The organism is Pseudomonas monteilii (assembly GCA_001534745.1).
GTDB classification, from domain to species: Bacteria; Pseudomonadota; Gammaproteobacteria; order Pseudomonadales; family Pseudomonadaceae; genus Aquipseudomonas; species Aquipseudomonas alabamensis.
Genome location: CP013997.1, coordinates 1907234 through 1922999, shown reverse-complemented (window position 1 = coordinate 1922999; position 15766 = coordinate 1907234). Strand labels below are relative to the sequence as shown.

The window sequence follows — 15766 nt, the reverse complement described above, 5'->3', positions numbered from 1 at the left end:
TTCGCTTCGTCGCTAGACTGCATCGGTCTTTTCGACCAGGCCATGCCAATGTCTTCCCCCCTCGACACCTTCTGGCGCGATCCGGCCCTGCCGTGGATCGAGAGCCGTCGCGCCTGTCACAGCCGTGCCTGCTACAAGGCCCACAGCCACCCGACCTATTCGATTGGCGCGGTGGACCTGGGCAGCAGTCGTTTCGAAGGGGCCGGTGCCCGCAGCGAGCGCCTGACGCCCGGCACGCTGGTCTTCGTGCCAGCGCAATGTCTGCACGCCTGCAACCCGGAGCCTGGATGCGCCTGGAGCTACCAGATGCTGCACCTGGACGCGGTCTGGCTGGAAGCGCTGCATGAAGAATGGCGGGCCGACCTGCCGCCTGTGCCCGACGGTGTCTGCATCGCGCGTGCGCCAGCGGTGTACCAGCGCTTCTGCGCGCTCAATGACCTGCTGTTCTCCAAGGCCGCGGCTCACGACAAGGAGGCCGCTGTCATCGAGTTTCTCGGCGACCACGACCTGTCTCGGCTCGCCCTGCCTTCCTCGCCCTCCCTGCCGGTCCTGGACGACGGAAAGCTGCGCACCCTGCTCGCCCACATGAACGATGACCGGCTTGCGCTACCGCTGGCCGAGCTGGCCCGACTGGCCGGCATGGGTCGTTATCAGCTGATCCGCGCCTTTCGCCAGGCCACGGGCTTCACGCCCCATGCCTACCAGCTCAACGCCCGGATCAACCGGGCCCGCGCGTGGCTGCGGGAAGGTCGACCACTGGCCGAGGTCGCCTACCGTCTGGGGTTCGCCGACCAGAGTCATTTCCAGCGCGTGTTCAAGGCCCATGCCGGCGTGACCCCAGGCCTGTACCGCCAGGCGCAATAATCTTCAATACCTGCTGCTAGCCCCACGGCAGACTGCTCGGCGACTTCAACCGCCCGAGACCCCTGCATGGAACAGTTTCTCCTGATCGCCCTGGCCCACTTCCTGGCGCTGCTCTCGCCCGGTCCTGATTTTTTCCTGGTCGCCCGCACCTCGATCAGTGCCGGCTGGCAGGTCGCCAGCGGTGCCTGCCTGGGGATTGCGCTGGCCAACGGGGTGTTCATCGTCGCGGCTTTCACCGGGGTCACGCTGCTGCACCCCGACAGCGTCCTGTTCCTGCTGCTGCAACTGGCAGGTTGCGCCTACCTGATCTACATCGGCGTGCTGTTCATCCGACACGCTGGCGCCAGCCCTCTGAGTCTCGAAGACCAGGCGCCGGCCACACGTCGTCGAAGCGGGTGGTGGCGGGCCTTCGCCATGGGCCTGGCCTCGGGCCTGCTCAACCCCAAGAACGCGCTGTTCTACGTCAGCCTGGCGAGCCTGGTCGGCGGCGAGCAGGCCAGCCTCGGCTGGAAGTGGATCTACGGCAGCTGGATGTTCACGGCGGTATTGGTCTGGGACCTGGTGGTCGCACTGACGATGGGCCACCAGCGGGTGCTGGCCCGTTTCACTGACGCCTTGCCCTGGCTGGAACGGGCGTCCGGGGCGATGTTGCTGCTCCTGGCCGGGGGTGTGCTGGTTCACCTGGTGTGGTGAGGACGCTACGGCCCCCTATCCTCGCTGACTCACCGACGAATCACCGGACAGGCCGACCTGTTGCGCTGGTGATCGAGGGCGTGCCCACGTATGCTCGCCGCTTTCCCTCGCACCGGCATTCGCCAAGGACGACCGACCATGAAGATATGCGCCGTACAAATGGCCTCGCTCCACGACGATGTCCCCGGCAACCTCCAGCGTCACCTGTGGTGGGTGTCCCACGCCAAGGCCCTGGGCGCTGAGCTGGTGGTGTTCCCTGAACTGTCGCTGACCGGGTACTTCCCGAGCATGGCCCGGCAGGCATCGATGGCTGAAGGCACGCCGTTGCTCGACACGCTCCAGGCAGCATGTGATGCACAGTCCATCGGTGTGGCCGTGGGCCTGCCTTATTCGGGCATCCAGGGGGTGCGCATCGGCATGTCGATCCTGCGCGCCGGCCAGCCGCGACTGAGCTACGCCAAGCGTCGCCTGCACGAGGACGAGCTGCACTGGTTCGTGCCGGGTAATCAGCACGTGCTGATCGACATCGGCGGCCACCGTGTGGCCCCCGCCATCTGCCACGAGTCGCTGTTTCTCAACCACGCGCAACAGGCCCAGGCGCTGGGCGCCGACCTGTACATGGTGAGCGTGGCCAAGGCGGCGCGAGGGCTGCCGAAGGCGTTCGAGCATTACGCCGACGTGGCGCGGCGCCTGAGCCTGCCGGTGATCATGGCCAATACCGTCGGGCCGGTGGAAGACTTCACCGCCGCGGGACGGTCGGCGGCCTGGGATGCACAGGGGCAGTTGCTGGTCGCGCTGGACGAGACCCATGAGGGTCTGGTGCTGCTGGATACCGTGACCGGGGAGGCGCAGGCGGTGGTCATGGCGTCGTTGGCGGCTTGAGGGTAAGGGGTCGTTGGGGGGTGCGGTCAGGGAGGTGCAGTTCCTGAGCCAGGGGGTGGCTGATTTTATGGGCCCTGCGGGCCCAATCGCGGCACAGGGGCCGCTCCCACAGGTGACCGTGATAGCCTGCAACCCCACGGTGGGGCTACGGGTGGAGCAGCCCCTGCCGGGGCGCCGGACCGGCCGCGATAGTCTGTAACCCCGCAGAGGGGCTACGGGTGTAGGAGCGGCCCCAGTGCCGCGATTGGGCCCGCAGGGCCCACGAGGTCAGCCATGAGCGCTCAACCTCTCGCAGCAAATCGTGCAACACCCTGGCTTGCAGCTTGCCACTTACCGCTCAAACTCCACAACCTAACCCTCTAAAACCCCAACGCCCCCTGCCGCGCCTCCAGGTTCAGCAAATACCGCTTGGCCTCCAGCCCACCCGCAAACCCGGTCAACGCGCCCGCCGCGCCGATCACGCGATGGCAGGGCGCGATGATCGAGATCGGGTTGCGTCCGTTGGCCGCCCCGACCGCGCGTACCGCCGTCGGGTTGCCGATCTGCGCGGCGATCTGGGCATAGCTGCGGGTCTCGCCGAATGGAATGCTCAGCAGGGCCTGCCAGACCTGTCGCTGAAAGGTCGTGCCGGCAAAGGACAACGGCAGATCGAAGCGCTCACGCTCACCCCCGAAATACTCGCCCAACTGTCGGCTCGCTTCCCGCAACACGGGGTCTGCATCGTCGCGATGCAGCTCGCCCAACACCACCCGGTTGGCCCGCTCGTGCTCCCAGAGCACGGCGGCCAGGGACCCGTCACGCGCCACCAGGGTCAATACGCCTACCGGTGACGGCAGCAAGGTGAAGGCATGGGACATGGGCCAGCGTCCTCAGGAGGGATCAGCCTCGCCCGGCCGGGTCAGGAATCGCCTGTCGGCCAGGCGACGGGCTTCAGACCAGAACGCCCTGGCTGCGCAGGTAGTCGTCGTAGGTGCCGCTGAAGTCCACCACGCCATCGGGGCTCAGCTCGATGATGCGCGTGGCCAGGGACGAGACGAACTCACGGTCGTGGCTGACGAAGAGCAAGGTGCCTGGGTAGTTTTCCAGCGCCAGGTTGAGCGCCTCGATCGATTCCATGTCCAGGTGGTTGGTCGGTTCGTCCATCACCAGCACGTTGGGCTTCTGCAGGATCAGCTTGCCGAACAGCATGCGCCCCTGCTCGCCACCGGAGATCACCTTCACCGACTTGAGGATCTCGTCGTTGGAGAACAGCATCCGCCCGAGGGTGCCGCGGATCGTCTGTTCGCCCTGGGTCCACTGCCCCATCCAGTCGAACAGGCTCACGTCGTCTTCGAAGTCGTGGGCATGGTCCTGGGCGTAGTAGCCGACCTCGGCGCTGTCGGTCCACTTGACCGCGCCTTTGTCCGGGGTCAGCTCACCGACCAGGGTGCGCAGCAAGGTGGTCTTGCCGATGCCGTTGGGGCCGATGATCGCCACGCGCTCGCCGGCCTCGACGGTGAAGCTGAAGTCCTTGAACAGCACCTTGTCGTCGAAGGCCTTGGCCATCTTCTCCACGGTGACCGCCTGGCGGTGCAGCTTCTTGGTTTGTTCGAAGCGGATGAACGGGCTGACCCGGCTCGACGGCTTGACCTCGGCCAGCTGGATCTTGTCGATCTGCTTGGCCCGCGAGGTGGCCTGCTTGGCCTTGGAGGCGTTGGCCGAGAAGCGGCTGACGAAGGTCTGCAGCTCGGCGATCTGGGCTTTCTTCTTGGCGTTGTCGGCCAGCAGCTGCTCGCGCGACTGGGTCGCGGCGGTCATGTACTCGTCGTAGTTGCCCGGGAACAGGCGCAGCTCGCCGTAGTCCAGGTCGGCCATGTGGGTGCAGACGCTGTTGAGGAAGTGCCGGTCGTGGGAAATGATGATCATGGTGCTGTTGCGCGCGGTCAGCACGGTTTCCAGCCAGCGGATCGTGTTGATGTCCAGGTGGTTGGTCGGTTCGTCGAGCAACAGCACTTCCGGGTCGGAGAACAGCGCCTGGGCCAGCAGCACGCGCAGCTTCCAGCCTGGGGCCACTTCGCTCATCGGGCCGAAATGCTGCTCCAGCGGGATGCCCAGGCCGAGCAGCAGTTCACCGGCACGCGACTCGGCGGTGTAGCCGTCCATTTCGGCGAACTCGGTTTCCAGCTCGGCGACGGCCATGCCGTCTTCTTCGGTCATTTCCGGCAGCGAGTAGATGCGGTCGCGCTCGGCCTTGACCTTCCACAGCTGCTCGTGGCCCATGATCACCGTGTCGATGACGCTGAAGTCTTCGTAGGCGAACTGGTCCTGGCGCAGCTTACCCAGACGGGTGTTGGGCTCGAGCATCACCTGCCCACCGGAGGGCTCCAGATCGCCACCCAGGATCTTCATGAAGGTCGACTTGCCGCAACCATTGGCGCCGATCAGGCCATAACGATTGCCGTTGTTGAACTTGACCGAGACGTTTTCGAACAGCGGCTTGGCACCGAATTGCATGGTGATGTTGGCGGTAGAGATCAAGAGCTTATCCTGCGGGGCGTTCAGAGGGGTGATTCGGGCCTAACGAAGGGTCTGGGCCAATTTTGGGCCAAATCCTATCACAATCTACCCCCTCTCCCCTTCTCTTTTCAGCGTTCTGCCAACTCAATCCCCTGCTCAATTGGTGGTAACCCTACCCGATGGCGCTCTCGAAGCTCGAAGGCAAGCGTCCGGCAGGCTCACCTCCGAACGCCAGCCTCAGGGGCAAGGGTATCCATGTATTTTCGAGCGGACGCGATCGCCCTATTGCCAGGGTTTCCATTCGCCTACGAAGTTCTTGCCCCAAGCCGTCCAAGGCCCGAGTCTTGCGCTGCCAACGTAGGGCTGGCGTTGGCACAGCTCATCCAAGACAAGCGTTTTTTCCAATTGTTTGTTGCCGCGCGTGATGACGAACTTCAGCGTCTTGCCGGACACACAGGGTATGTCACCTAGCGACTGGACGTTGGTAATGCGTTTGCCGTCGATCGACTCGATGATGTCGTCTATCATGAAATCCGCCCGCTCGGCAGGGCTGCCATCAAAGACCACGGTTATCTGTACGCCCGCATTCGTTTGACGTGCCCTTCTCTGCTCATCCGTCAGTTCTTTGAGCAAGAAACCGATACCCGTTTTTCTACGCACCCAGTACATGGCGGCATAACTGGTCAGGTCAACGGTTCTGGACACATATCGAGTCGCGTAGATAGTACTTTCAGTAGTGACCGTCTCACCCGTAGGGCGGCCCTTGCGATCGGTTATCGTGGTACGGGACGACGTGCTACCAACGGGTTCCGACACCGTGTCGGTCGTTTGATAACTACCGGCGTATTCGGGAGCAACGATCATGACAAGATCGGCGCCGAGCCGCTTGGCCTGCTTGATAGCCATACTGTCCGGCATACTCTCGGCACTTTTGAAGATGGAGTAGCCAAGCGTGTCGAATCCCCTGCGCATCAAGCGTTCACTCGTTGCCTTGACGTCACTGGAGGCTACCAGGCTGACCTCGGGCTGCTCTGGAGCAGGCGCGACACGGTCCACGCGGGGGTCATAGGTTTGACTGGTGGGTACGTAAGATTGCTCATAGCCATTCACCACGCAGCCCGACAGCGCAATCGATGCCAGCACGCTCGCCAGCCCCGCTCTGACGCTCCTATCACATGCGCTCGAGCCGTTCGGTTTCATGTTCGGTGAAGGTTCGCGCCCGTCAGGCATCCGGTCGCCCAAACGCCTCTCCTCATACATTCTCATCTGATGTTCCCTGCTTGATCCTGTAGACCAAAGTGCCTGTTCCTACCGACAACGCCCGCCTGGGGCGCGCTGTTGATCGGCAGCGTGTTCCGTGGATTCAGCGCCGGTTTCTGGAGGCAGCGTTAGCAGCCCCCCGTTGGCTGAAAGGTTCGAGCGGCCGAAATACCGCCGCTCGTTGACGCGAGACGTATTCCAGCCGATGCAGTGGCCGTGCCTTCGTTCCTTCGCTGAGGGGACGCCAATGGGGCATCGTACTACGTACTCGACGCCACAGTCTGACACTGCAAGCCCTCACAACGTGAACTGGGCCACCTGCTTGTCCAATGCATGCGCCAGCTGCTCGATGTTGGCCGCGCTCTGCGAAGCCCCGCGAATGCGCTCGCTGCTCTCTTGCGCCATCTGGGCAATGCGCTCCACGCTGCGCGCCACATCCTGACTGGCCGCCGTCTGTTCGTTCAGGGCCACGGAAATCTGGTCCACCACACCGATGATGCGACCGGAGCCACCACGGATCTGCTCGATCGCGGCGTTGGCCGAATGGGTCAGCTCTAGCCCCTGGTTGACCTGCTCGACTCCCACGTCCATCTGGCTGACGGCATCCTGGGCGCTGGACTGGATCTTGCCGATCATTTCCCCGATCTCCGAGGTCGAGGCCCCGGTGCGCTGGGCGAGCAGGCGCACTTCGTCCGCCACCACGGCGAAGCCACGCCCCTGTTCCCCGGCACGGGCCGCTTCGATGGCCGCGTTCAGGGCCAACAGGTTGGTTTGCTCGGCGATCGCGCTGATCACATTGACGACCGAGGTGATCTGTTCGATGTGCCGCCCCAGTTCGCCGATCTGTTGCGCCGAATGCTGCACGGTGCCAGCGATGCGACCCATGCTGTGCAGGGTGTTCTGGATCACCGCGCCACCGTCGGTCGACAGTTTGCCGGAGTCGGTGGAGATCGCATGGGCCTCGTTGGCGCTGGTGGCCACATGGCCGATGCTGACGGTCAGTTCTTCCACCGTCGCCGCCATGGACGAAGCCGAGTGCGATTGTTCATGGGCCGCGGCCGTCAGCGCTTCGGAGGTATGCGCGATCTCGCGGGCAGACTCGAGCAGTTGCTGAGCGCCGCCCTTGATGTCGGTGATCATCGAGCGCAGGCGTGCCTGCATGCCGGCGAAGGCCTTCATCAGATGACCGATTTCGTCGCTCGCCCGCGTATCGATGTGGCCATCGAGCCGACCCGCGGCGATGCCGTCGGCGACCGCGATGGCTGCATTGAGCCGCTTGCGGATGGACGAAGACAGCCCCACGGCAATGGCCAGCGCCAACAGGGCCGCCACGACGCCGCCCACCATCAGGCTCAGGTTGGCCACGTGGCTGGCCCTTTCCATCGTGTCCGTGCGCACCGTCAGCAGCTTGGCTTCATCGGCCTGCATCTCAGCGATGAGCGCACGCATGCCATCCATCTTGACCTTGTCCTGGCGTGCGGTGATGCGTTGCACGACATCCTCCAGGGTCGCCTGACCGGCCACGACGTTGCGACGCAAGGCGATGGTCGCGTCGATGTCGTCGCTCATCCAGCGCTGCTGAGTGGCCTTGATCTCGTCCAGGCGCTTTTGCTGGACCGGGTTGTCCGACGTGAGCGTCTTGAGTTCATTCCAGGTTTTTTCGAAGTCAGCCTTGCCGGAGGCCAGCGGTTGCAGGAAGTCGTCCTGGCCGCTCAAGGCAAAACCACGCATCCCCGTCTCGACGTTGGTCAGGCTGATCAACAGCGTCGCGGCGCCATCGAGCACCTTGTAGGTGTGGATGTTCCAGCGCGTGGTGTCGTTGATCTCGCCAAAGCCGTTGCGAGCAACGCCGATCAGGATGCAGATGATCAGGATGACGACCCCGAAGCCGGCGCCGAGGGTCTGGGCAATAGTACGTTTCGCAAGCATGGGTCACCCGCACGAAGTCAAAAAGCTTGCAGGGTTATCGTGACGTTCTGCCCAGACTTGAGTGTTTCGATCACACGCTCGGCGTGTCACCGACAGAGGGTCAGTGCCTCCTGAAGACCTTCGCGGTCTGTCGAGGTCTTCAGCGGCCACCCCCGGCGAGCAAGTGTGCCCACTCGCCGGCCTTCACTTGCCCGAGCAGACGCGCCCTGCCCGCCTCGGGCACGGCCACGAACAGCGCGCTGGCATAGGCGCTGGAGCGCTCTCCACCCGGTACGTGCAGGCGCCGCTCGAGCTGGTCGATGCACCCGCTGTGGGTGACCAGGACCAGGTTGCGACCGGCCTGTTTATGGTCGAGCGCCGCCTGGGCGAAGTCCTTGTCGCAGTCGCCCACCCAGTCCTGGGTGGCCAGCGGCTGGCCGAAGATGAACTGGGCAGTCTGCCGTGTACGCACCTCCGGACTGCTCAGGCGTTCGGCGCCATCCTGGGGCAACAGGGCCAGGCCTCTGCCGACGTCGATGGCGCGCTGGCTGCCCGGCACGGTGATCCCTTCAGGGTCGGCCAGGCAGGTGTGCTCGGAGCGGTCGCAGCGCTCGGCATGGCGGATCAGCAGGACCACGTTGCCCTGGGCCCACTGCGCGGCGATGCCGCTGTCGCGCCATTGAGCGGCGCTGCTCACCTCCAGCACACGGGTCTGCGAGGCGTACCAGGCCGCGAGCGCAGCCAGTACGAGCGCCAGGCCGACCACGCCTTTGACCCATCCTCGGGCGTAGGCCCGGGGTTTCGGTGAGGACTGAGACACAGTGGGAGATGGCAGGACAGCGGGTTGCATGGCGTCGCTCCGACAGGTGGACAAGGTGCGCGGCGACCCGGCACGGGCACCTTTGGATGGCGGCACTCTAGGCAGCGCTCCATGGGGCAGTGGTGAAGCGTATGTGAAAAAAACCTGAACGCCTGGGTACGCGTGCATCACCCGGGAGAGCGTTCTGGCGTCAGCGCATGCGCGTCGCCACGCGGGCCTGGCCGATATAGCAGCCAGCGATAGCACAGCACCGCGATCAGCCAGTCGATCAGCAAGGTCCAGACGTTATGGGACAGGAAATGCGCACCTTGCAGCATGCGTCCGACCGACAGCAGCAGGCCGAGCGACAGGGCCAGGGCGCAGGCGATGCGACCGGCCCGTGGGTGCCGGTCGCGCAAGGCGAAGTACAAGGCCAGCAGGGCGAAGCCGGTGGAGGCATGCCCGCCAGGCCAGCAGCGGCCCGGCTTGGCCGAGTCCACGCGGTCCCCGAGCAACGGGACGTAGGGCTCACTGGCACCGAAGTCCTGCAGGCTCCAGGGGCACTGCACGTCGGTCAGCACCTTGAGTGGGGTGACGATGCCGGTGCACAGCCCGATCGTCAGCACGGTGTAGGCCAAGGGTCTTCGCCACGCACGGTGCGCGGCGCTGAACAGGCTGGCGATCAGGGCGACCAGCAGCGCCAGGGTGAACACCAGCACGGCCTGCTTGACGCGCTCGTGCAGCACTGTTTCCAGCCAGTAGCTGTGCCGGCCGATGAACCCCTCGCCGGGCACGTAGAACAGGTGTGCCAGCGGCAGGTCGATGACGGCCACGTCGCTCGCCAGCAGCGCCAGCATGAGGAGCACGGGCACGCCGATGGCCAGGCGAAAATCGAAGGGCCGCGAGGCCGCGTGGAGGGAACATGATTCAGAGGTCATTCACCGGACTCCAGAAACCGTGAAACCCGCCGTTCACCTGGCATGGGCTTTCACGAATAGTTAACGTTTTGTCGACACAACCGCGACCGCCCAGGCCTTCAAATGCGTCGCGGCGCCGCCGCGCCTGCCCACCGCCCCTGTTCGATCGTGGCTTTTAGGAACGCGCCTGCATGAACCTGCTGATCGTTGAAGACAACCGTGACATCCATGACAACCTCGTCGACTTTTTCGAGCTCCGCGGCCATGCCGTCACCGGCGCCCGGGACGGCCTGACCGGCCTGCACCTGGCCGAGACCGGGCGCTTCGACGCGATCATTCTCGACATCATGCTGCCGGGCATCGATGGCAACGACATCTGCCACCTCTTGCGCCAGCGCGCCCACAGCGCGGCGGCCATCATCATGCTGACCGCCCGCGATGAGCTGGAGGACCGGCTCAAGGGGTTTGGCGTGGGCGCCGACGATTACGTGGTCAAGCCCTTCGCCATGGCCGAGATCCTGGCGCGGCTCGAGGCCATCGTGTCCCGGCGCAAGGGGCAGCGCGGCCGTACCCTCACCCTGCTGGACCTGGAACTCGACCTCGACACCTTGCAGGTGCGCCGCGGCGACGTGCCGATCAAGCTCAGCTCGGCCAACCTGAAGATCCTCGAAGTGCTGATGCGCAGCAGCCCGGCCCTGGTCAAGCGCAAGACCCTGGAGCAGCTGCTCTGGGGGTCGACCGAGCATGACAAGAACGTCGACAGCATTCGCAGCCATATTCACCAGATCCGGCAAGCCGTGGACAAACCCTTCGCGACCAAGCTGCTGCACACCCTGCGCGGCGACGGCTACCGGATGTGCGGCCCGGAACCACAAGCGCCCGCAGCCTGCGCCGCTCACCCTGCCGCGAATGTCGTGGCCATGTGAAAAATCCGTCGCCCGAGGCCTGGAACACGATCTTCAGGTGTGAAGCACACGCCCAACAAAGCCTGACGACGCTTTTCACAAAAGCACCACGCTCGCTGCCCTAGCGTGCGCGCCACTTTCGTTCTTCGGTGCGCACCTGCATCGAAGCTTCTGGTGTCGAGCGTGGAGGGGTTTCATGGTCAAGTGCGCAGCGGTGCGTCCGGTCTGGGTCATCGTGTTCGCCAGCGTGTTTCTGCTGGTGGGCTTCAACGGCACGCTGTGGCGGCATCTGGTCGCCATCACGGCGCCCGATGCGTCGGGCTGGCTGATGCGGATGGCGTTCATGCTGTTGATCGGGTGCGCGTTCACCCTGCTGCTGACCCTGTTCACCCTGGGCCGTACCCTGAAACCGACCCTGGCGCTGCTGTTCCTGCTCAGTGCAGGGGCCACGTACTTCATGGGCCAGTACGGCGTGCTGATCGATGTCGGCATGATCCGCAACGTGGCGCAGACCGACGCGCGTGAAGTCCAGGGCCTGCTGTCGCTGCCCCTGTTCGGCCACCTGCTGCTGTGGGGCGTGCTGCCTGCCGGTCTCGTGTGGGCGCTGCCCATTCGCTATCGTCCCTGGCCACGAGAGTTGTTGGGCAAGGGGCTGATGGCCGTGGTCTGCGTGACGTTGATGGGCAGCGTCAGCCTGCTGGACTACAAGGCCCTGGCACCGCTGTTTCGCAACCACCACGAGCTGCACTGGATGGTGGTGCCCAGCAATGTCATCGGCGCCGCGATCAGCTACGCCCGCGAAGACCTCCAGGCGACCCGGCAGCCGCTCGAGCCGATCGCCCAGGATGCGCACCGCGATGCCCGCTGGGCGACCCACACGCGCAAGTCCCTGACCGTCCTGGTGGTCGGCGAGAGCGCCCGGGCGGCCAATTTCGGCGTGCTGGGCTACCCCCGCGACACCACGCCCGAGCTGAGCCACGAAGACGGCCTGGTGGCCTTCGATCACGTGACCTCGTGCGGCACGGAAACCGCCGTGTCCGTACCGTGCATGTTCTCCAACATGGGCCGCCGGCACTATGACGCGGTGCGTGCGACCCACCAGGAGGGGCTGCTCGACGTGCTCGCGCGCGCCGGGCTGGCGGTGGTCTGGCGCGACAACCAGTCGGGCTGCAAGGGCACCTGCGACCGGGTCACGCTGGAGGACGTGAGCAAGCGCCAGGACCCGGTGCTGTGTGCCAACCGGGAATGCCGGGATGCGATACTGCTTCAGGACCTGCAGCAGCTGATCGACCACCTCGACCGGGACACGGTGCTGGTCCTGCACCAGATGGGCAGCCATGGCCCGGAATACTTCAAGCGCTATCCGCAGGCCTTCGAGCGGTTCACCCCGGTATGCCGCAGCAACGCGCTGGAAACCTGCAGCCGGGAGAGCATCGTCAACGCCTACGACAACTCCATCGCCTACACCGACCATGTGCTGGCGAGCCTGATCGACCAGCTGCGCGACAACGCACGCACGGTCGACAGCGCGGTGCTGTACCTCTCCGATCACGGCGAATCGCTCGGGGAGTACAACCTGTACCTGCACGGCACGCCCTATTTGCTGGCGCCGGACGAACAGAAACACGTGCCGATGCTGATGTGGTTCTCGCCTGGGTACCAGCAGGCGTTTCAGGTCGACACCCCGTGCCTGCAAGGCAAACGGGAGACGGCGCTCAGCCAGGACAACCTGTTCCATTCACTGCTCGGCCTGCTCGACGTGAGCACCCAGGCCTACGTCCCTGCGCTGGACCTGTTCGCCGGCTGCCGACGCGTGACGGCGGCCCGTTGAGCGGGTAGCGGACGTTCGTCGGGAGGCGCGATTCAGCGCTCGACACCCAGTGGCAGGTTGGGATCCACCCGAGCTATGATTAGGCCATCACTGGAGTGGCCTGATGAAACGATGGATTGTCTGTGTGCTGGCGACGGCACTGTGTGGATGCGGAACCGTTCGGACCCTGTCCAATGAATCGAAGGCCGTCGACGACCTGGCTCAATACGACAGCTATTGCCACTCCCTGCCGCGTGCCTACAGCGGCGTGGCGTACCAGTACTGCACGCTGAACGGGCCGGTCAGGCCCGGCGAGCACTGGGCGCCCTACCCGGTCGTGGTCGACATGGCCGTGTCGGGCGTCGTCGATACCTTCCTGCTGCCCTACACCGGTTACCAACAATACACGCGCGGGAACATGCCGATCCGGCGCCTGCGCTACTGAGCCTCGCTGTCCCCTACCCTTCCCGATGTTCGACTGCTTACGGATAACGTTCAATGAGCGCTACTGCAGATACCCTTGCCCCTACCTTGTTGTCGCTGCGCATACCGACGGTTGTCGATCTTGGGTCAGGGAAGGCAGGCCTGACGGTGTCGGGGAAAGCGTCCGATGATAAATCGGGCGTCAAGAATGTAGTGATTTACTTTGACAAAGAGATCGTCTATTCGTTTACATCCAGTGACGCATCGACCAGTAAGTACAATTTTTTGGTCCACAGCAGCTATAGCGATTCTTGGTCTGACGGTTCGTCATCGGAAACATGGTTTATCGCTCCCACCAATGCGTCCGGCAACTACAACGTCACCCGTGTCAAGGTCGAAGACCTTCAAGGGAACGTTCGAACCTATGAATCCAATGAGCTTGCAAAGCTGGGCATAAACACCAGCGTCAATTTCGTCAATTCAACACCTGACACAACGCCTCCACAGTTGAAGTCCCTCAACATCCCAAAGGTTGTAGACCTGTCCGCAGGAAAGGCTGCCTTGACCCTCTCTGGCTCAGCCACAGACGATTTGGCAGGCGTGAAGCAAATCGTCACGTACTTTGACAGAGACATTACTTACTCTTTCACGCCTACGGACGTCTCCACGAGTAAGTACAATTTCTTGGTGCACAGCGGATATAGCGACTCCTGGTCGGATGGCAGGTCGACCGACACGTGGTTCATCGCTCCCACCAATGCGTCTGGCACCTATGATGTCACCAGCGTTAAAGTTGAAGATCTGCAAGGCAATATCCGTACGTACAGCCCAAGCGAACTTACCAAGCTGGGTGTCAACACTAGCATCCATTTCGTCAATTCAGCCCCTGATGTTACGCCGCCCCAACTGAAGTCATTGGACATACCTACCTTTGTTGATCTGTCTTCAGGAAAGGCCGCGCTCACTGTATCCGGCGCGGCATCGGATAATCTGGCAGGCGTGAAGCAACTTGTTATCTATTTTGACAAGGATTTGACTTACTCATTCCTAGCCGATGAGCGCTCAACGAGCAAATACAACTTCCTGGTCCACAGTGGATATAGCGACTCTTGGTCAGACGGCGTATCCTCCGATACATGGTTCATCGCCTCCACTAACCTTCCTGGCACCTACACTATTACCAGCGTCAAGGTTGAGGATCTTCAAGGCAACATCCGCACCTACTCCCCGAGCGAACTGACCGCCCTGGGCATCAACACCAGCATCCTGATGAGCGCTGGCAAGAAGGTGCTGACCGCGGGCAACGACACCTTCACCGGCACCGGCGCCGACGACTGGGTCGAAGGTGGCGCGGGTAATGACGTGCTCAAGGGCATGGGAGGTCAGGACCGGCTGGACGGCGGCGATGGCAACGACCTCCTCGACGGCGGTGCGGGTGCCGACACGATGATCGGCGGGATGGGCAATGACACCTACTACGTCGACTCGGTCGACGACGTCGTGCTGGAAACCTCGGCCAATGGCGGGATCGACACGGTCATCTCCAGCGTCACCCGCACGCTGGGCGACTACCAGGAGAACCTGACCCTGTCCGGCAAGGCTCACATCAACGGCACCGGCAATGCCCTGGCCAACACGTTGACCGGCAACGACGGCAACAACGTGCTCAATGGCGGCGCGGGTGCCGACACGATGATCGGCGGCCTGGGCAACGACACCTACTACGTCGACTCGGCCAACGACAAAGTCATCGAGACCTCGGCCAAGGGCGGCCTAGATACGGTCGTCTCCGGCGTCAGCTGGACCCTGGGCGACTATCAGGAGAACCTGATCCTGTCCGGCAAGGCCCACCTCAACGGCACCGGCAACGCCCTGGCCAACACACTGACCGGCAACGATGGCAACAACGTGCTCAATGGCGGCGCAGGTGCCGACACGATGATCGGTGGCCTGGGCAACGACACCTACTACGTCGACTCGGCCAACGACAAGGTCATCGAGACCTCGGCCAACGGCGGGATCGATACGGTCATCGCCAGCGTGACCCGTACCCTGGGCGAGTACCAAGAGAACCTGACCCTGTCCGGCAATGCCCACATCAATGGCACCGGCAACGCCCTGGCCAACACGCTGACCGGCAACGCCGGCAACAACGTGCTCAATGGCGGCGCGGGTGCCGACACGATGATCGGCGGCCTGGGCAACGATACCTACTACGTCGACTCGGCCAACGACAAGGTCATCGAGACCTCGGCCAACGGCGGTATCGACACGGTCATCGCCAGCGTGACCCGCACCCTGGGCGATTATCAGGAAAACCTGACACTGTCGGGCACGTCCGCAATCAACGGGACGGGCAACGCCCTGGCCAACACGCTGACGGGCAACGCGGCGAACAACGTCCTCACCGGCGGCGCCGGCAACGACATCCTGATCGGAGGTGCTGGCAACGACCGGCTGATCGGTGGGCTGGGCAAGGACACCCTGACCGGTGGTACCGGCAAGGACGCCTTCGTGTTCACCTCGCTGAACGACATGGGACTGACGCGCGCCACGTGGGATGTCATCACCGACTTCAAGCGCGGCGAGGACAAGATCGACCTGGGGGCGCTGGACGCCAACACCGCGACGGCGGCCAACGAGGCGTTCCATACCTTCATCAAGGGCACGGCGGCGTTCACCACCGCAGGGCAACTGAAGTTCCAGGACGGCGTGCTGTACGGCAACACCGATGCGGACAGCACACCGGAGTTCGCCATCCAGATGGTGGGCATCACCAGCCTGACGGCATCGGACTTCGTGCTCTAGC

At 63.7% G+C, this 15766-nt stretch carries 14 protein-coding genes; 8 read left to right on the top strand and 6 right to left on the bottom strand.

The window, feature by feature from the left end:
- Positions 1-48 precede the first annotated feature (48 nt).
- The 4 genes from APT63_08490 (at position 49) to APT63_08475 (ending at position 2638) form a co-directional block, all read left to right on the top strand.
- A complete protein-coding gene (locus tag APT63_08490) occupies positions 49-864 on the top strand; it encodes an AraC family transcriptional regulator (GenBank protein AMA45666.1) in 816 nt (271 codons plus the stop codon).
- A gap of 66 nt (positions 865-930) precedes the next feature.
- Positions 931-1557, top strand: a complete 627-nt coding sequence (locus tag APT63_08485) for a lysine transporter LysE (GenBank protein ID AMA45665.1) — start codon at positions 931-933, stop codon at positions 1555-1557.
- Positions 1558-1695: 138 nt separating this feature from the next.
- Positions 1696-2439 (top strand): acyltransferase, encoded by a 744-nt coding sequence (locus APT63_08480; GenBank protein AMA45664.1) that lies wholly within the window; start codon positions 1696-1698, stop codon positions 2437-2439.
- Between the two features lie 13 nt (positions 2440-2452).
- Positions 2453-2638 (top strand): hypothetical protein, encoded by a 186-nt coding sequence (locus tag APT63_08475; GenBank protein AMA45663.1) that lies wholly within the window; start codon positions 2453-2455, stop codon positions 2636-2638.
- A gap of 160 nt (positions 2639-2798) precedes the next feature.
- Here APT63_08475 and APT63_08470 read toward each other — a convergent pair whose 3' ends face one another.
- From APT63_08470 to APT63_08445, 6 genes are all read right to left on the bottom strand, one after another.
- The gene (locus APT63_08470; protein AMA45662.1) at positions 2799-3296 is read right to left on the bottom strand and encodes a cysteine methyltransferase; all 498 of its coding nucleotides are present in this window, start codon (positions 3294-3296) and stop codon (positions 2799-2801) included.
- A 73-nt stretch (positions 3297-3369) separates the two neighbouring features.
- Positions 3370-4956, bottom strand: a complete 1587-nt coding sequence (locus APT63_08465) for an ABC transporter ATP-binding protein (GenBank protein ID AMA45661.1) — start codon at positions 4954-4956, stop codon at positions 3370-3372.
- A gap of 261 nt (positions 4957-5217) precedes the next feature.
- Complete coding sequence (locus APT63_08460; protein AMA45660.1) at positions 5218-6201, bottom strand: hypothetical protein; 984 nt, start codon at positions 6199-6201, stop codon at positions 5218-5220.
- Between the two features lie 291 nt (positions 6202-6492).
- Positions 6493-8124 carry a chemotaxis protein gene (locus APT63_08455; protein AMA45659.1) on the bottom strand — a complete coding sequence of 544 codons (1632 nt, stop codon included), beginning with the start codon at positions 8122-8124 and terminating at the stop codon, positions 6493-6495.
- Between the two features lie 139 nt (positions 8125-8263).
- Positions 8264-8953 carry a hypothetical protein gene (locus APT63_08450; protein AMA45658.1) on the bottom strand — a complete coding sequence of 230 codons (690 nt, stop codon included), beginning with the start codon at positions 8951-8953 and terminating at the stop codon, positions 8264-8266.
- A 137-nt stretch (positions 8954-9090) separates the two neighbouring features.
- The gene (locus tag APT63_08445; protein ID AMA45657.1) at positions 9091-9840 is read right to left on the bottom strand and encodes a phosphoesterase; all 750 of its coding nucleotides are present in this window, start codon (positions 9838-9840) and stop codon (positions 9091-9093) included.
- Between the two features lie 170 nt (positions 9841-10010).
- On the opposite strand from APT63_08445, the gene APT63_08440 reads away from it, so the two are divergent.
- The 4 genes from APT63_08440 (at position 10011) to APT63_08425 (ending at position 15765) form a co-directional block, all read left to right on the top strand.
- On the top strand, positions 10011-10745 hold the full coding sequence (locus APT63_08440) for an XRE family transcriptional regulator (GenBank protein AMA45656.1): 735 nt from the start codon (positions 10011-10013) through the stop codon (positions 10743-10745).
- Between the two features lie 175 nt (positions 10746-10920).
- On the top strand, positions 10921-12555 hold the full coding sequence (locus tag APT63_08435; GenBank protein AMA45655.1) for a hypothetical protein: 1635 nt from the start codon (positions 10921-10923) through the stop codon (positions 12553-12555).
- 103 nt (positions 12556-12658) lie between these two features.
- A complete protein-coding gene (locus APT63_08430; protein ID AMA45654.1) occupies positions 12659-12979 on the top strand; it encodes a hypothetical protein in 321 nt (106 codons plus the stop codon).
- Between the two features lie 263 nt (positions 12980-13242).
- A complete protein-coding gene (locus tag APT63_08425; GenBank protein ID AMA45653.1) occupies positions 13243-15765 on the top strand; it encodes a calcium-binding protein in 2523 nt (840 codons plus the stop codon).
- Position 15766: the final 1 nt, after the last annotated feature.